Annotated in this window: 16 protein-coding genes; 8 read left to right on the top strand and 8 right to left on the bottom strand. The window is 68.2% G+C overall.

The window, feature by feature from the left end; all coding sequences use genetic code 11:
- Window positions 1–51 precede the first annotated feature (51 nt).
- Window positions 52–915 carry a geranyl diphosphate 2-C-methyltransferase gene (locus ACZ7KI_RS18030; RefSeq protein WP_470274245.1) on the top strand — a complete coding sequence of 288 codons (864 nt, stop codon included), beginning with the start codon at window positions 52–54 and terminating at the stop codon, window positions 913–915.
- A 34-nt stretch (window positions 916–949) separates the two neighbouring features.
- Window positions 950–2,089 carry a family 2 encapsulin nanocompartment cargo protein terpene cyclase gene (locus tag ACZ7KI_RS18025; protein WP_470274244.1) on the top strand — a complete coding sequence of 380 codons (1,140 nt, stop codon included), beginning with the start codon at window positions 950–952 and terminating at the stop codon, window positions 2,087–2,089.
- Here the strand turns inward: ACZ7KI_RS18025 and ligA are convergent.
- From ligA to ACZ7KI_RS18010, 3 genes are all read right to left on the bottom strand, one after another.
- The gene (gene ligA, locus ACZ7KI_RS18020) at window positions 2,086–4,077 is read right to left on the bottom strand and encodes an NAD-dependent DNA ligase LigA (protein WP_470274243.1); all 1,992 of its coding nucleotides are present in this window, start codon (window positions 4,075–4,077) and stop codon (window positions 2,086–2,088) included. The genes ACZ7KI_RS18025 and ligA overlap by 4 nt on opposite strands.
- Before the next feature lie 52 nt (window positions 4,078–4,129).
- Window positions 4,130–5,227, bottom strand: coding sequence for a calcium:cation antiporter (locus ACZ7KI_RS18015; protein WP_470274242.1), 1,098 nt, complete (start codon window positions 5,225–5,227; stop codon window positions 4,130–4,132).
- 435 nt (window positions 5,228–5,662) lie between these two features.
- Window positions 5,663–5,905 carry a hypothetical protein gene (locus ACZ7KI_RS18010; RefSeq protein WP_470274241.1) on the bottom strand — a complete coding sequence of 81 codons (243 nt, stop codon included), beginning with the start codon at window positions 5,903–5,905 and terminating at the stop codon, window positions 5,663–5,665.
- A 319-nt stretch (window positions 5,906–6,224) separates the two neighbouring features.
- On the opposite strand from ACZ7KI_RS18010, the gene ACZ7KI_RS18005 reads away from it, so the two are divergent.
- Window positions 6,225–6,713, top strand: coding sequence for a hypothetical protein (locus ACZ7KI_RS18005; RefSeq protein WP_470274240.1), 489 nt, complete (start codon window positions 6,225–6,227; stop codon window positions 6,711–6,713).
- A 53-nt stretch (window positions 6,714–6,766) separates the two neighbouring features.
- Here ACZ7KI_RS18005 and ACZ7KI_RS18000 read toward each other — a convergent pair whose 3' ends face one another.
- From ACZ7KI_RS18000 to ACZ7KI_RS17990, 3 genes are all read right to left on the bottom strand, one after another.
- A complete protein-coding gene (locus ACZ7KI_RS18000; protein WP_470274239.1) occupies window positions 6,767–7,228 on the bottom strand; it encodes an OsmC family protein in 462 nt (153 codons plus the stop codon).
- A complete protein-coding gene (locus ACZ7KI_RS17995) occupies window positions 7,225–7,860 on the bottom strand; it encodes a GntR family transcriptional regulator (RefSeq protein WP_470274238.1) in 636 nt (211 codons plus the stop codon). Before ACZ7KI_RS17995 ends, ACZ7KI_RS18000 begins: the two co-directional genes overlap by 4 nt.
- Before the next feature lie 69 nt (window positions 7,861–7,929).
- Window positions 7,930–8,691: an IclR family transcriptional regulator gene (locus ACZ7KI_RS17990; protein ID WP_470274237.1), complete on the bottom strand. Its 762-nt coding sequence runs from the start codon at window positions 8,689–8,691 to the stop codon at window positions 7,930–7,932.
- A 65-nt stretch (window positions 8,692–8,756) separates the two neighbouring features.
- Between ACZ7KI_RS17990 and ACZ7KI_RS17985 the strand changes: the two genes are divergently transcribed.
- From ACZ7KI_RS17985 to ACZ7KI_RS17970, 4 genes are read left to right on the top strand one after another with little or no spacing between them, the layout of a single operon-like run.
- The gene (locus ACZ7KI_RS17985) at window positions 8,757–9,740 is read left to right on the top strand and encodes a 2-dehydro-3-deoxygalactonokinase (protein ID WP_470274236.1); all 984 of its coding nucleotides are present in this window, start codon (window positions 8,757–8,759) and stop codon (window positions 9,738–9,740) included.
- A complete protein-coding gene (locus tag ACZ7KI_RS17980; protein WP_470274235.1) occupies window positions 9,737–10,333 on the top strand; it encodes a 2-dehydro-3-deoxy-6-phosphogalactonate aldolase in 597 nt (198 codons plus the stop codon). The genes ACZ7KI_RS17985 and ACZ7KI_RS17980 overlap by 4 nt, the downstream gene beginning before the upstream one ends.
- Before the next feature lie 8 nt (window positions 10,334–10,341).
- Window positions 10,342–11,490, top strand: coding sequence for a galactonate dehydratase (gene dgoD, locus ACZ7KI_RS17975; RefSeq protein ID WP_470274234.1), 1,149 nt, complete (start codon window positions 10,342–10,344; stop codon window positions 11,488–11,490).
- Between the two features lie 5 nt (window positions 11,491–11,495).
- A complete protein-coding gene (locus ACZ7KI_RS17970; RefSeq protein WP_470274233.1) occupies window positions 11,496–12,794 on the top strand; it encodes an MFS transporter in 1,299 nt (432 codons plus the stop codon).
- Between the two features lie 3 nt (window positions 12,795–12,797).
- Here ACZ7KI_RS17970 and ACZ7KI_RS17965 read toward each other — a convergent pair whose 3' ends face one another.
- Together ACZ7KI_RS17965 and ACZ7KI_RS17960 are read right to left on the bottom strand one after the other, a co-directional pair.
- On the bottom strand, window positions 12,798–13,856 hold the full coding sequence (locus ACZ7KI_RS17965; RefSeq protein WP_470274232.1) for a fatty acid desaturase family protein: 1,059 nt from the start codon (window positions 13,854–13,856) through the stop codon (window positions 12,798–12,800).
- Between the two features lie 142 nt (window positions 13,857–13,998).
- Window positions 13,999–14,940, bottom strand: coding sequence for a glycoside hydrolase family 43 protein (locus ACZ7KI_RS17960; protein ID WP_470274231.1), 942 nt, complete (start codon window positions 14,938–14,940; stop codon window positions 13,999–14,001).
- A 198-nt stretch (window positions 14,941–15,138) separates the two neighbouring features.
- Between ACZ7KI_RS17960 and ACZ7KI_RS17955 the strand changes: the two genes are divergently transcribed.
- Complete coding sequence (locus tag ACZ7KI_RS17955) at window positions 15,139–15,531, top strand: hypothetical protein (RefSeq protein ID WP_470274230.1); 393 nt, start codon at window positions 15,139–15,141, stop codon at window positions 15,529–15,531.
- The last annotated feature ends 326 nt before the right edge of the window (window positions 15,532–15,857 follow it).

The raw sequence follows: 15,857 nt of genomic DNA, 5'->3' as shown, positions 1-15,857 counted from the left end.
CCGCGAGCCACGTCGACACCGAACTTGAACGCCCGAGAAAGGACCACACACGTGACAGTCGCTCGTACCCCCGCTCCCGCCAAGGTTCTGCGCACCGAATACCAGAAGTCGGTGGCGTCGTACTGGAACAAGGAGAAGGACCCGGTCAACCTGCGGCTGGGCGACGTGGACGGGCTCTATCACCACCACTACGGGGTGGGCGAGGTCGACTGGTCGGTACTGGAGGGGCCGGAGAGCACCCGCGACGAGCGGATCATCGCCGAGATGCACCGGCTGGAGACCGCGCAGGCGGAAGTCCTGCTCGATCACCTCGGTGACGTCAAACCGGACGACCGGCTCCTCGACGCCGGCTGCGGCCGCGGCGGGTCCAGCATCATGGCCAACGTGCGGTTCGGCTGCCACGTCGACGGGATCTCGATCTCGGAGAAGCAGGTCGAGTTCGCCAATCACCAGGCGGAGATCCGCGGGGTCGCCGACAAGGTGCGCTACCACTTCCGCAACATGCTCGACACCGGCTTCGAAACCGGCTCGCGCAAGGCGATCTGGAACAACGAAAGCACCATGTACGTGGACCTCCACGACCTCTTCGCCGAACACGCGCGGCAGCTGGAGTTCGGCGGGCGCTACGTCACCATCACCGGGTGCTACAACGACGTGACCGGTGGGCGGTCCAAGGCCGTCGCGCAGATCGACCAGCACTACACCTGCAACATCCATCCGCGCAGCCAGTACTTCAAGGCGATGACGGCGAACGACCTGGTACCGATCTCGGTGGTGGACCTGACCGCGGACACGATCCCGTACTGGGAGCTGCGGGCGAAGTCGTCGGTGGCGACCGGGATCGAGGGACCGTTCCTCGACGCCTACCGCGAAGGGAGTTTCCACTACCTGCTCATCGCCGCGGACCGCGTCTGATCCCGCAACCACCGAGACCATCGGAGTGACCGCGATGACGGAACATGGCGCTCTGGCCACGCTTCTGGCCGGGCCGAGTGGACTGGGAACGTCCGCCGCGCGCCTGGCCGCTCGGCTCGCACCTGCCCCGGCGGCGGCGGAGACCCCGCTGCCGCCGGGGCCCGAAACCGAGCTCGACCCCGGGTACGCGTACCGGCCGTGGGGTGACGGGTCGGCGCCGCCGCTCTACTGCCCCGTCACCGAACGGATCAACGATCCGCTCGCCGAGGAGGTCGACCGGCGGCTGGTCGCGTGGGCGGGGGAGTGCGGATTCGACGAGGAGGAGTGTGAGCAGATCGGGAAGGCGGGCTTCGGCAGGCTGGTCATGCTCGCCCACCCGGACTGCGAGGATCCCGACCGGCTGCTGATCTCCGCGCGGCTCAACGCGGCCTGGTGGGCGGCGGACGATCTGTACGCCGACGACACCTCGCTCGGCGCGGTTCCGGCGGAACTGCCGCCGAAGCTCGCGCTGGCGATGGCCGCCATGGACCCGGTGCCGTCGCTGGGCGAATTCAGCCGCGACCTCGACGAAACGCTGCGGAACGACCGGGTTCTGGTGGCACTGAACTCGGGGACGGACTTCCTGCGGCGAGCCGGGACGGCCGCCCAGGTTCAGCGCGTCTGCTATTCGACCTTCGCGATGTTCGTGAGCTGGACCGCCTACGCGGCATGGCGCCACAGTGGGAAATACCCGCCGGCGTGGGAGTACCTCGCGGCGCGGCAGCACGACAGCTTCTACACGTCGATGACGCTGATCGACGTCCTCGGCGGCTACGAACTGACGTCGAACCTCTACTACGACCCGCGGGTCCGCGAGGCGGCGATCCAGGCGGGCACGGCGTCCGTGCTCGTCAACGACGTGCACTCGGTCGCCAAGGATCTGGAGGACGAGTCGCCGCCCTGCAACGCGGTCCTGTTGATCGCCGGAGACCGGAAATGCTCGATCGAGGAGGCCACCGCGATCACCGTCGAGCTGCACAACGACGTCGTCCGCGACTTCCAGGCGGCGCACGAGCGGTTGAGCGGGGTTCCTTCCGTTGAATTGCAACGGTTTCTGCGTGGGCTGCGGGGGTGGATGGGCGGCGGGTTCGAATGGCACTCGACGAGCCCTCGGTACCGGACCAAACGCAGCTAGACGACGCCTGCCGCGATCAGCTGCTGCCAGATCACACCCTGGTCCACGACCTCGACTTCGAGCTTCTCGGCCTTGGTGATCTTGCTCGCCCCGACGTCGGCGCCGGTGATGAGCATGTCCGTATTCGCCGAAACCGACGACGCGGTGGTCGCGCCCGCCTTCTCGCACAACCGCTGAAAGGTCGGGCGCGGCACCTTTTCGCCGGAGCGGGGGTCGCTGATCGACCCGGTGACCACGACGGTCTTGCCCTCCAACGGCGCACCGGCCACGACGACCGGCGGAAGGTCCTCTTCGCGTACGTCCAGCGAGACACCGACTTCCCGCAGCCGTTCGAGTTCGGGACGCAGCCGGGTGAGGTGCTCGATCAGCGAGGCGGCCACCTTGGGCCCGATGTCCTCGACGGCCACGAGCCCTTCCTCGCCTGCCTCGACGACCGCTTCCAACGAACCGAAACCGGCACGGCACAGCCGTGCGGCCGTACCCTCGGAGGCCATCGGGATCGCCAGCCCGATCAGCGCCCGGCGCAGGCCGACGGCCCGGCTCGCGTCGATCGACTCGATCATGCGGGTGGCGGAGATTTCGCCGATGCGGTCGAACTCCAGGAGCCGCTCTTTCGTGAGCCGGTAGAAGTCCGACGGGTGTTCGAGGATGCCGGCCTCCGCGAGCCGCTCGATCCAGACTCCGCCGATCGCGTCGATATCGGCCGCGGCCCGCGAGGACCAGTGGATCAGCCGCCGCACGGTCTGGGCTGGGCAGGCGAGGTTGGTGCAGAACAATTCCCGGCTGTTGCCTTGTTCGGTCAACGGCTCTGCGCAGGAAGGGCACACCGACGGCGGCACAATCTCGCGCTCCTCGCCGGTGCGCTTGGCGGCGTCCAGGACACCCGCGACGAACGGGATGACGTCGCCGGCGCGGCGAACCAGCACGGTGTCGCCGATCTTGATCCCGCGGGCGCGGATGACCTCCTGATTGGCCAACGTCGCGCGGGTGACGGTGCCCCCGCCGACGAACACCGGCTCCAGCCACGCCACGGGAGCGATTTTGCCGGTCTTGCCGACATCCCAGACGACATCGGTGAGCATGGTCGTCTTCTCCTCGGCGGCGAATTTGAAGGCCATCGCGCCACGGGGTGAGCTCGACCGGGTTCCGGCGGCGGCGTAGGCGTCGCGATCCGCCAGGCGCAGCACGGCACCGTCGAGGTCGTAGTCGAGCTCGTTGCGCTGCTGCTCGATGGTCGTGATGACGGCTTGCGCCGCCTCGGCGTCGTCGCAGCGGCGCATGTCGGCGGCGGTGAACCCGAGTGTCCGCAGCGCGCCGTCCAGATCGGTTTCCGCACTGTCGGGTTCGGTGGTCAGATCGAAGGCGAAGAACCGCAGCCGTCGTTCGGCGACGGTGGCCGGGTCCTTGGCACGCAATGTGCCCGCGGCGGCGTTGCGCGGGTTGATCAGCGGCTTGTCCGGATGCGCCTTGTTGTAGGCGGCGAAGGTGGAGCGCAACATGACCGCCTCGCCACGGACTTCGACCCGCCCAGGCGCGTCGACCTTGTCCGGGACGCCGTCGGTCAGCGCCCGCACCAGCTTGGTCACGTCGTCGCCGGTGGTCCCGTCACCACGGGTCACCGCTCGCGCGAGCCGTCCGTTCTCGTAGACCAAGGCCAACGACAGTCCGTCCAGTTTCGGCATGACCACCACGGACTGGCCGGGGAAGCGGGCGAAGAACGCGGCGACCTGCTCGGGTTTGGTCGCCTTCTCCAGCGACAGCATCGGACGCGAGTGCCGGATGGGCGCGTGCAGCACGGCGGGCGCGCCGACCTGGTCGAGTGGGTTCGGATCCGGGGTCAGCTCGGGGTTGGCCTCGATGAGCCCCCGCAATTCGTCCTCGATCGCGTCGTAGTCGGCGTCGGCCACCTTCGGCGAGCCCCGGTAGTAGGCGTCGCGAAGGACGACGATCTGATCGGCGAGTTCCTGGATGCGGTCCCGAGCGTTCACGGGGCAGAGATTACCCGTGACCTCCGACAGAAGAGCGTCCGAAGAGGACGTGTCACGGGTTGATGGCAAGCACGAGGAACGAGGCCAGCAGCACCAGGTGCACGCCACCCTGCAGGCGGGTGGCGCGCCCGGGGACCACGGTGAGCACGCTGACCGCGATCGTCAGCGCGAGCAGCACGATATGGGTCGCACCCAGGCCCAGCAGGAGCGGTCCGTCCAGCCAGATCGACGCCAGCGCGATGGTCGGGATGGTGAGCCCGATGCTCGCGATCGCCGACCCGTATGCGAGGTTGAGGCTGGTCTGCATCCGGTCGCGCCGCGCGGCCCGCGTCGCGGCGAGTGTCTCGGGCAGGAGCACCAGCAGGGCGATCACGACACCGACGAACGACTGCGGGAAACCGGCCGCGCGGACCCCCGCCTCGATCGCGGGCGATTCGACCTTCGCCAGTCCGACCACGGCGACCAGCGCGACGAGGAGAAGCCCGAGGCTGGCCAGCGCGGCCTTGTTGGTCGGCGGCTCGGCGTGCTCTTCCTCCTTGATGGAGCCGTCGGTGTCCACCGGCAGGAAGAAGTCGCGGTGGCGCACCGTCTGAGTGAGCACGAAGAGGCCGTAGAGCAGCAGGGAGGCGATCGCGGCGAAGGTGAGCTGCGTACCGCTGAAGGCCGGGCCGGGCGTGCTGAAGGTGAACGTCGGCAGCACGAGGGTGACCGACGCGAGCGTGGCGACGGTGGCGAGGGCGCTGCCGCTGCCTTCGGGGTTGAAGTGCGTTTCGCCGTAGCGGCGGGCGCCGACCATGAGCGAGATGCCCACGATGCCGTTCGTGGTGATCATCACCGCGGCGAACACCGTGTCGCGGGCCAGCGTCCCGGCCTCGGGGCCACCGGAGGACATCATCGCGACGATCAGCGCGACCTCGATGACCGTGACCGCGATCGCCAGCACCAGCGAACCGAAAGGTTCCCCGACGCGATGCGCGACCACTTCGGCGTGGTGGACCGCGGCCAGCACGGTCGCGCCGAGGGCGATCGCGACGATGGCCACCGGAACCGCGCCCAGATCGCGGCCCCAGCTCAGCGCCAGCACCACTATGGCGAGGACCGGCGTGACGGTGGTCCAGGACACGGGGAATCGGCTGCTGGTGGTGGCCATGACGTCACCTTCGCACACCCTGCGTGACATCGCCGTCCAGCGGACTCGTGAGTGGTAATGCCGGTTCTGGCTCGCCCACCTACTCGTGGCGTGGGTGGCATCTTCCTGATGCCGGGACCTCCGGCGGTTCCGGAGCTCTTTGCTCGTGGCGAGTAGGTGATGGTCCCCTTCCTTGCGCCTAGATGCCAGGAGCCCGGCAAAGTCGAGGTGGGCAGGCCTGATTCCGGACACCGGCGGGGCTTCAGTGTCCACAAAGGACATCGCCGGGCGATTAAGTGTCCGATTGATGACGCTATGCACGTTTCCGCGCGTTTCGAAAGGTGTCCCTTGTGGACAGCCTAGGGCCCGGCGAGGCCCCTTGTGTGAGCCCGCTCCCGCCGGGTCTGCCACGAAACCTTCCCCTTGTCCCGCCATAGAGGTGGGGTCGACCAGTGGTTATGCGACTTTGCCGGGGACCTTGACCGTGATCCACCGGTCGGACGCCACGATCCGCTGCAGCCGGAAGCGGCAGAGGCTGTGGAACATTTCGCCCAGCTCCTCGGGGTCGATCCGCCCTTCGAGGTCACGCCTGCTCGCGTTGAGCACCCGGCTGATCACCGCGGCGGGCAGGCGACCGCCGAACTCGCCCATCAGCCAGACACCGATTTCGCCGATCTCGTCCGTGCATTGCGCGGTCATCAGCCTGACCTCTCCGAGTCGATGTGTCGCCGGTTACCCCGGCGACGGTGCGACTCGCCATGACGAACCTCATGACGGAGAACCCGGGAGATTGCACCGCTCGGCCCAACGGGCTGGTTCGGTCGGACCCAGGCGCCGACGTTTGCACGGAATCGTGTAGCGGCACCGGGCGATCTCCGGGAAAACCCCGATGTGATCGACATCGACCTGTGTCAGCCTCGATAGTGACCATTGTGGACAGTGCCGAGAGGAGAGTACACGCGTAGTGACCCCACCAAGGGATGAAGAAACCGCGAGGTGGACCGCGGAGTTGACGGTCTTGACCGAGCTTTACCGGGCGGCGGAGGCAGCGGGTTCGGTGGAGGCGGTGTCGCACGAAGGGTGGCATACCGGCGCACGGATCGGGACGAGCACGGGGAACGGGCGGTTGCTGGCTTACCACGACTCGGGTCCCGAGGCGGAGTGCGTTTTCCGGGAGGGGGAGCGCACCCTGTTCAACATCATGAGCGGTGGATACGGCAACGACACCACCGAGCGAGGCTTCGCGGTGTGGAGTTCGCGGCCTGGTGTGCTCGGGGCGGTCGACGCCGGGGTGCGCAGACTGGAGGTGGCCGACGCGGACGGCGTCGTCGTCCCGGCCGAAATCGTGGCCCACACCTTCGCCGTCGAGGTGGATCTGGGGCCGGCACCCCGGACGGTCGACGAGGTCTTCGCGCCGTGGGAGCCACCCGAGCTGACGGTCCGGGTGTACGGCGAGGGCGATACGTTGCGGTACGAAGGACCGCTGCTCGCACCTGGCCGGTCTTGACGAGGTGCGGGTGCCGGGTGGGATTTCGCCCGGCACCCGCTACCGCGCCGCGGTCACGAACCGGCGGTGACCGGCTCGTGCCGGACGGGGAAGTTCACCGAGTTGGCGATGAAGCATTTGTCATGCGCCTGCTTGTGCAGTGCCTCGACCCGCTCGATCGCGGCCGGGTCGGCGACGGTCACCTCCGGCCGCAGCACGACCTCGGTGAACCGGCCGCTGTCGCCCGGCTCTTCCCGCATGACACCGCTGGCGGCGTCCACGTAGCCGGTGACCACGACTCCCTCCCGCGCGCACAGCGACAGGAAGGTGAGCATGTGGCACTCCGACAGGGAGGCGACCAGCAACTCCTCCGGGTTCCACCGCTCGGGGGTGCCGCGGAAGGCGGGGTCGGCGCTGCCCTTCAGCGGCGGCTTGCCGTCGACGAGCACGTCATGGTCCCGGCCGTAGCCTCGGTAGCCGGCTCCTGTGTCGCCGCTCCAGCGCACCGTGACCCGATAGTCGTGCTGCCTGTTCACGTTTCTTCTCCTTGTTCGGTGAGGACGGACATCGTGGCCAGTACGTGCTCGCGCGCGTGGGCGGCGGCCTCCGCCGGATCGCCGCCGGTGATGGCTTCGATCAACCGCCGGTGCTCGCCGTCCACCAGGATCGGCCGGGCGGGCACGGACAACGAGGCCCTCGTGGAGACGGTGATCTGGTCCCAGATCCGGTCCAGCACCTCCAGTACCGCCTGGTTGTCCGCGAGCGTGGCGACGTACCGGTGGAACTCCCGGTTGTGCCGGACACCCGCGACGAGATCCCCTCGCCGCGTGGCCTGATCGGCCAGATCGGCGTGTTCGGCGAGCCGGGTGAGGCTCGCCGGTGACAGCTCGCCGTCCCGCTGTCGTCGTGCGGCCAGCTCGGCGGTCAACGCCTCCAGGGAGGCGCGCATGAGGTAGACGTCCCGCAGTGCTTTGGTGTCCAGCTCGACCACGGTCACGCCGCGCCTCGCCGGACGTACCAGGCCGTCACTCTCCAGCCGTCGCAACGCTTCCCGCACCGGCGTGCGGCTGACGCCGAGCCGTTCGCACAGCTCCAGTTCGGTGACCGGCCGGCCGGCGGGATACGTGCCAAGCACGATCAGACCGCGGACCTCCTGATAGACATCCATTGCATGCAATGTATACAAAGGAGACGCCGAGCGGAAGGGGGCACCCTGCGATTCGCGTTCCGGGGAAACTCAGTGTCCGCGGTAGCCCAATCCCGCCGAAACCTGTTGTGCGGCTCGGCCGACCACCCCGGTCAGGCCCCGCATCCGGGCGGTGGGCATGTACGGCCGGGTCGCGGACACGCTGACGGCGCCCGCGATCTCGCCGGTCGCGTCCCGGATCGGCGCCGCCACGCAGCGGATCCCCGGTTCGTTGTCTTCGAGATCGAGCGCCACCCCGGCCTCGGCGTACTCCCGCATGCGTTCGAGGAACGCTTCGAGGTCCTTGGGTCGGACCTGGTCGGGTTCCGCGGGCGCCTCCGCCTCGTATCGCGTCCGCCATTCCGGCGCCGAGTCCAGCAGCAGTGCCATGCCGACGCCGGTGCGGGTCAGCGGCATCCGGTGCCCGATCCGCGAGCGCATCTCCGCACCCCGTGAGCCCGGCAGTTTGTCCAGGTACAGCACGGAATCCCCGTCCCGGACCGCGAGGTGCACCGTGTCGCGCAGCTGGGCGGACAGCTCCTCCAGCACCGGCCTGGCCACCACCGGCAACGGATTGCCGTGCAACGCCTGGAAGCCCAGTTCGATCAGCGTGGGGCCGAGGGTGTAGCCGTCGCGCCCGCCACGCAGGTAGCCCTCGCTGACCAGCAGCTGGACCAGCCGGTGCGCGGTACTGCGCCCGAGTCCGGTGCGGTCGACGAGGGAACGCAGATCGGTCGCGCCCTCGGCGACGGCGCGGATCACCGCGAGGCCGCGGGCGAGGGTCTGGGTTCCGGGCGGTGCTGTTTCGGCCACGGCGCGATCCTACATATAGGGACGCCGTTCGCATTATCGGGAATCGGACCGCACAGTGTCGTCCCATGACGGAGACGGAGCCCGGCCTGGTCGCCCTCGACTGGGGAACCACCGGTCAGCGGGCTTGGCTTCTCGGCGCCGACGGGGAGATCCTGGACGCCCGCCGCTCGGCGCGCGGGCTGATCGTCACGACCGCCGACGTCGAGCTCGACGATCCGCGTGCCAGGGCGGCCGCCTACGAAGCGGCGTTCCGGGACGTCTGCGGCGACTGGCTCGGCGCGTTCCCCGGGGTGCCGGTCATCGCCTGCGGCATGGTGGGCAGCGCGCAGGGCTGGGCCGACACCGGTTATCGCACCGTGCCCACCCTTCTGGACTTCACCGAGCTCGTGCCGGTCGCTCATCGCGACGGGATGGTCCATCTCGTCCCCGGCCTGCGGATCGCTTCGGGTGAAACGCCGGGTGACGTGATCCGCGGGGAGGAGACCCAGCTCGTCGGGGTGCTGGACCTGCTCGGCGAAACCGGCGGGCCGGTCACCGTGGTGCTGCCGGGGACCCACAGCAAATGGGTCCGCGTCGACGGCGGCACCGTGACGGGGTTCGCCACCGCGATGACGGGGGAGCTCTACGGCCTGCTGACCGCCCACGGCATTCTCGCCCGCACGGCGGCCGAGCCCGTTCGCGACGACGCGGCGTTCGCTCGCGGATTGGCCGCGGGGCGGCGGTCACGAGGTCTCGCCACCGAGGCGTTCGGCGCCCGCCCCCTCGTCCTCGACGGCATCCTGGAGCCCGCTTCGGTGGCCGACTACCTGTCGGGGGTGCTCATCGCCGACGAGGTCTCCCATCTGCTCCCGGATTCGGATCCGCATCTGGTGTTGTGCGGGGCCGGCGAGCTGTGCCGCCGCTACGCGCTCGCGCTCGCCGACAGGGGCGTGGACGCCACGGTGCTGACCGAGGAGTGCACCGCCCGGGGACTGTGGCGGATCGCTTCGGCCGCCGGGCTGGTGTCCGGCAAAAACCAAGACCGTCTCGAAAGGACAGTGAAACCGTGACCGGCTTGATCGCGATCCTGCGCGGCGTCACCCCGGGCGAAGTCGTCGGCATCGGCCGCGCGCTCGCCGACGCGGGGTTCCCCGCCATCGAGGTGCCGTTGAACTCGCCCGAGCCGTTCGCGAGCGTGCGGCTGCTCGCCGACGCGCTCGGCGACCGGTGCTCGATCGGCGCGGGCACCGTGCTCTCCACCGACGACGTCGTCCGCGCAAGGGACGCCGGCGCTCGGCTGATCGTCGCCCCGAACTGCGATCCGGCGGTGATCTGCGCCGCCGTCGACGCCGGTCTGACGCCGTACCCGGGCGTGGCGACGCCGACCGAGGCCTTCGCGGCGCTCGCCGCGGGAGCGCGGAACCTGAAACTCTTCCCCTCCGACGCGGTCGGCATCGGGGGGATGAAGGCCTGGCGCGCGGTACTGCCGCCCGACGTCGGGCTCCTGCCGGTCGGCGGGATCGACGAGACCAACCTGGCGGCCTGGGCCGCGGCCGGGGCGGCAGGGGCCGGACTGGGCACCTGCCTCTACCGGCCGGGGGACACCGCCGGGGAAGTCGGTGTCCGCGCGGCCGCACTCTCCCGGATTTGGCATCAGGAGTAGGGAAAACCATGAAGATCACGTCAATGACGACATTTCAGGTACCGCCTCGCTGGTCGTTCCTGAAGATCGAAACCGACGAAGGCGTCACCGGCTGGGGAGAACCGGTCCTGGAGGGCCGCGCCGCCTCGGTGGCCGCCACGGTGGCCGAGCTTTCCGACTACCTCATCGGCCGGGATCCCACCCAGATCGAGGATCTGTGGACGGTGCTCTACCGCGGCGGGTTCTACCGGGGCGGCGGCATCCACATGAGCGCGCTGGCGGGTATCGACCAGGCACTGTGGGACATCAAGGGCAAGGCGCTCGGCGTGCCGGTGCACGAACTGCTCGGCGGCAGGGTGCGCGACCGGATCAAGGTCTACTCGTGGATCGGCGGCGACCGTCCCGCGGAGACGGCCCGCGCCGCGCGCGAGGTGGTGGACAGGGGTTTCACCGCGGTCAAGATGAACGGCACCGAGGAACTGTCCTATCTGGACACCTGGGACAAGGTCGACCGGTGTGTGGCCAATGTGGACGCCGTACGCCAGGCCGTCGGCCCGAACGTCGGGATCGGGGTGGACTTCCACGGCCGCGTGCACAAGCCGATGGCGAAGGTCCTGCTGCGTGAACTGGAGCCGTACCGGTTGATGTTCGTCGAGGAGCCCGTGCTGTCCGAGCACGTCGACGGATTCGCCGACGTCCTGCGCTCCTCGCCGATCCCGATCGCGCTCGGCGAGCGGCTGTACTCCCGATGGGACTTCAAAGCGGTGCTCGCGTCCGGGGCGGTGGACATCATCCAGCCAGACCCGTCGCACTGCGGCGGGATCACCGAGGCACGCAAGATCGCGCATATGGCCGAGGCCTACGACGTCGGGCTTGCCCTGCACTGCCCGCTCGGGCCGATCGCGCTGGCGGCCTGCCTGCAGATCGACGCGGGGTGCTACAACGCGACGATCCAGGAACAGAGCCTCGGCATCCACTACAACACCGGCAACGATCTGCTCGACTACCTGGCGGATCCGGCGGTGTTCACCTACGACGACGGCCAGGTCGCCATCCCTCGCGGACCGGGACTCGGCATCGAGATCAACGAGGAGTACGTCGCCGAACGAGCCGCCGAGGGACATCGCTGGCGAAACCCGGTGTGGCGGCACGCCGACGGCTCGTTCGCGGAGTGGTGAGCGCCATGACCCGGACCTCGCCCGCCGGTCCCGCTCTCGCCACTCGTCCGTCCCGGTTCCGGGTGCTGGTGGCGCTGATGCTGTTCGTCACCGTGGTGATCAACTATCTCGATCGGTCGAACCTGTCGATCGCGATGCCCGCGATCGCCGGTGAACTCGAGCTGACCAAGGCCGAGCAGGGTCTGCTCCTGTCGGCCTTCGGCTGGACCTATGCCGCGCTGCAGCTGCCCGGCGGCTGGCTGGTCGACCGGATGCCGCCGCGGCTGCTGTACCCGGTCTGCCTCGTCCTGTGGTCGCTCGCGACGTTCTTCATGGGGATCATCGGTGGTTTCGTGGCGCTGATCGTGCTGCGGCTCATGGTGGGCGCCTTCGAAGCACCCGCCTATCCCATCAACAGCAAGATCGCGACCGTCTGGTTTCCGGAACGCGAGCGGGCCACCGCGATCGGCTTCTACACCTCGGGCCAGTTCATCGGTCTCGCGCTGCTCACCCCGGTGCTGTCGTGGCTGCAGACGATGCTCTCGTGGCACTGGGTGTTCGTCGCGACCGGGCTGGTCGGGATCCTGTGGGCGGTGCTCTGGTACGCCGGGTACCGGGAGCCGCGGGATTCGCGGGCCAACGACGCCGAGGTCGAGCTGATCCGGTCCGGCGGCGGACTGGTGGACCTGCCCCGGGAGCGGACACGGATCTCGAAGTCGGATCTCGTGACCGTGCTGAGCCGACGTAAGCTGTGGGGCATCTATTTCGGCCAGTTCTGCCTGACTTCGACGCTCTGGTTCTTCCTCACCTGGTTCCCGACCTATCTCGTGGAGTACCGGGAGATGGACTACATCAAGTCCGGCTTCCTGGCGTCCCTGCCGTTCATCGCCGCGCTGGCGGGGGTGCTGACTTCCGGTGTCCTGTCGGACTTCCTGGTGCGGCGCGGTGCTTCGCTCGGTGTGGCGCGCAAGGGGCCGATCATCGCCGGACTGCTGCTGAGCACGGTGATGGTGACCGCGAGTTTCACCGATTCGACCGCGATGGTCATCGTGATCCTGTCGGTGGCATTCTTCGGGAACGGACTCGCGTCGATCACCTGGTCGCTGGTGTCGGCGCTGGCTCCGCAGCGGCTGCTCGGGCTCACCGGCGGGATGTTCAACTTCATCGGGAATCTGTCGTCGATCGCGACGCCGATCGTGATCGGGCTGATCGTCACCGACGACAGTTTCGCGCCCGGTTTCGCCTACATGACCGTGATCACGATCGCCGGGATCCTGTCCTACGTCTTCCTGGTCGGAAAGGTGGAACGCGTCGCCGAACGATGACCTTCACCTGCCCGGCAGAGCCAGCCGGAAGATCTTCCGGACGACTGAGCCGAGCTGCCGCGAAAGGGAGCCGGTGTTGTAGGGCAGGCCGTGCTTCTCGCAGATTTCCCGCACCTCGGCGGCGATCTGCGGATAGCGGCGGGAGGGGATGTCCGGGAACAGGTGGTGCTCGATCTGGTGGCTGAGATTGCCGGACAGCAGATGGAACAGCGGGCTGCCGGAGATGTTCGCCGAACCGAGCATCTGGCGCAGGTACCACTGCCCGCGGCTCTCGTTCTCGCTCTCCTCTTCGGTGAAGACCTCGGCGCCGTCGGGGAAATGCCCGCAGAAGATGATCGCGAACGCCCAGAGGTTCCGCGTCAGGTTGGCGGTGGCGTTCGCGGTCAGGGTGAGCGGCGCCAAGGGGCCGGTGAGCAACGGGAAGACCAGGTAGTCCTTTCCCGTCTGCCGGGCGAGTTTGCGGAGCATCGGACCGAGCAGCGGCCGGACGTCCGACCAGCTCCGGCGTCCTTGCACGATCCTGTCCGCCTCGAGGTCGTGCAGCATGATGCCGTACTCGAAGAACAGCGCCTGCGCGGCCGCGTAGAGGGGATTGCCGAGGTAGTAGGGATGCCATTTCTGGTCCTCGGTGATCCGCAGGATGCCGTAGCCGACGTCGCGGTCCTTGTCGAGGATGTTGGTGTAGGTGTGGTGCATGAAGTTGTGCGAGCGGCGCCACTGCCCGCTCGGGCAGACCATGTCCCATTCGAAGGTCCGCGAATTGAGGGTGGGATCCTTCATCCAGTCGTACTGCCCGTGCAGGACGTTGTGGCCGATCTCCATGTTGTCGAGGATCTTCGACAGCGCCAGCGCGCCGACGCCGGCGATCCAGGCAGGCGGGAACCAGCCGGCGAACAGCAGCGTCCGCCCTGACAACTCGCAGAGCCGTTGTACCGCGACGACGGTACGGATGTAGTCGGCGTCGGCCGCGCCGAGGTCGTCGACGACGCGACGGCGAAGCGTGTCCAGGTCCTCGCCGATCTGGTCGATCCGGGTGGGGTCGAGTTCCTTGGTGGTGGTCATCGATCGATCTCCTGTGGCACGGCCGGATTCACCTTCGCTGGTTCGGCCGCGGTCCAGGGCACGCCTCCTCAGCGTAGGGCGGGCCGGTCGGCGCGGTGTTCGGCCACGTGGGTGGTTCGTGGCCCACCAGACGGACGCGCGCTCAGCCGAGCTGGGGAAGATCGTTCGGAAACGCGATGGGCAGCTGGAACAGTCCACGCGCCGTGCGGCCGCCGCCGAGCCAGCCGTGGAAGTAGATATGACCGTCGACGACGTCCGCCCCACCTGGTGCGTCGACCTTGCCGCCGAGCAGATCGGTGGACAGGAACTGTGCGTCGGCTTTCACGAACGGTCCGTTCAATGTGGGTGCCGAGGCATATCCGGTGTGGTAGCCGGAGCTCTGGAAGGTGTCGGCCGAGTAGAACAACAGGTACCGGCTCGCGGTCTTCACCACCGCCGGTGCCTCGACGACCGCCTTTTCGGAGCTGAGATCCGCCCGGAGGAGTTCGATACGCGGGCCGGTCGGGGTCCGTCCGTCGGCGAGCAGCTTCTGCGACCAGATCGCCGCGGGAGGGCCGACCGCCGCGCCGTCACTTTTGTAGAGCAGGTACCGCGAACCGTCGGAGTCCACAAAGGTCTGGGGGTCGATGTCACCGCCGTCGCCGGGTACGCAGATCAGCGGACTTTCCCCGGCGGGCGTGTACGGCCCTTCGGCTTTCGCCGCCGTCGCGACCCCAATGCACATTTCCCCTCCAGTGGCCACCGCCGCCGAGAAGTAGAGCAGGAACGTGCCGTCGGAAAGCCGGGTGACATCGGGAGCCCAGAACCCGCCGTCCGGTTTGGCCCACTTCGGAACCGCTGCCAGAGCGTCACCGGCCACCCGCCAAGGACCTTCCGGCCCGGGAGCGCTCGCGTACGGCACTTTCACCGCGCCGGTGCTCGTGGAGAAGGCCAAGTAGCCGGAGTCGGTCTTGACGATGTCGGGATCCGGAAAGTCCTGTCCGAGAAGGAGCCGAGGACTGCCGATGGCGGAGGCCGGGGGAGCGGTCGTGAGGGTCGTGGCGATGACCGCGGCGAGCGCCAGCAGGCGGTACTTGATCTTCATGCCCGATTTTCTCGACACGATGACGTGGTCGGCAGCCTCACCGGGGCGGTGTCACCGGGAAGCATGCACTTGGTCGTTCACCCGGTCCCGTTGGATTCATCCGCGCGCCAACGGGGTAGGCGGCACGCACTCCTAACTATAAGCATGCGCGTATCATAAGCGAGGTGCAGTCATCTGGGGCTGAGGCGAGGAGCGAGCATGATCAAAAGCAAGTGGATCATCGGTCAGGCCGCGGATCATTCCGGAGACGTGCTGGTCAGCGTCACCGCGTTGACGCTCGACAGCTTTGGAAGCACGCCAGGCGCCTATCGGGCCGGTTACCTGCTCGGTCGCGAGTGGCCTCGGCTGCCCGGGGCGATCGGCCAGTGGCTGTGGGCCGAACCGCTGCGACGGCGACTGGGATCGGTCTCGGTGTGGCGCGATCGCGATGGCCTGCGTGGTTTCGTCGGGCTGCCCGCCCATGTGGCGATCATGCGGAAGTATCGCGACCTCGGCACCACACTCGCCACCACCTGGAGCACTGCCGATGCCGATCTGGGGGTCATCTGGCGAAGGGCGGAGGGTTGGTTGCGGGATGTCCCTGGAACTTGAGATGCGATTCCGCGAAGGCCTCCTTCCCTACCTTGAGAGTCAGGGCCCCCGGCAAAGTCGCATAATCGCCGGCCGGGTGGGTTGCAAGTGGTGATTTCGGCACTCGTCGATCTTCGTGCGGGTGACCGCGGCAGGTAGGCGCGCACCGATCGGGTTCTGAGCGTCCACAGGGGACACTTCCTGGCGGCCGAGTGTCCGATTGATGTCGATATGTACGGGTCTGCGTGGGGGTCGTGGGGGGTTTTTTTTTTTTTTTCCCCCCCCACAACCCCCCCCCCCCCCCCGATATCCTCTCCCCCCCTCCTCGTTGTCCTCGCTGTTTTTTT

The organism is Amycolatopsis sp. NPDC039088 (assembly GCF_055598845.1).
This window is presented reverse-complemented; position numbering and strand designations above follow the sequence as displayed.

What these genes read in the sequence shown, in the direction of transcription:
- ACZ7KI_RS18010 (WP_470274241.1), bottom strand. Translation starts at nt 5,905, where the DNA reads ATGACCGCGCAATGCACGGACGAGATCGGCGAAATCGGTGTCTGGCTG.
- ACZ7KI_RS17995 (WP_470274238.1), bottom strand. Translation starts at nt 7,860, where the DNA reads ATGGATGTCTATCAGGAGGTCCGCGGTCTGATCGTGCTTGGCACGTAT.
- ACZ7KI_RS17960 (WP_470274231.1), bottom strand. Translation starts at nt 14,940, where the DNA reads ATGAAGATCAAGTACCGCCTGCTGGCGCTCGCCGCGGTCATCGCCACG.
- ACZ7KI_RS18015 (WP_470274242.1), bottom strand. Translation starts at nt 5,227, where the DNA reads ATGGCCACCACCAGCAGCCGATTCCCCGTGTCCTGGACCACCGTCACG.
- ACZ7KI_RS17970 (WP_470274233.1), top strand. Translation starts at nt 11,496, where the DNA reads ATGACCCGGACCTCGCCCGCCGGTCCCGCTCTCGCCACTCGTCCGTCC.
- ACZ7KI_RS18025 (WP_470274244.1), top strand. Translation starts at nt 950, where the DNA reads ATGACGGAACATGGCGCTCTGGCCACGCTTCTGGCCGGGCCGAGTGGA.
- ACZ7KI_RS17985 (WP_470274236.1), top strand. Translation starts at nt 8,757, where the DNA reads ATGACGGAGACGGAGCCCGGCCTGGTCGCCCTCGACTGGGGAACCACC.
- ACZ7KI_RS17955 (WP_470274230.1), top strand. Translation starts at nt 15,139, where the DNA reads ATGATCAAAAGCAAGTGGATCATCGGTCAGGCCGCGGATCATTCCGGA.
- dgoD (WP_470274234.1), top strand. Translation starts at nt 10,342, where the DNA reads ATGAAGATCACGTCAATGACGACATTTCAGGTACCGCCTCGCTGGTCG.
- ACZ7KI_RS17965 (WP_470274232.1), bottom strand. Translation starts at nt 13,856, where the DNA reads ATGACCACCACCAAGGAACTCGACCCCACCCGGATCGACCAGATCGGC.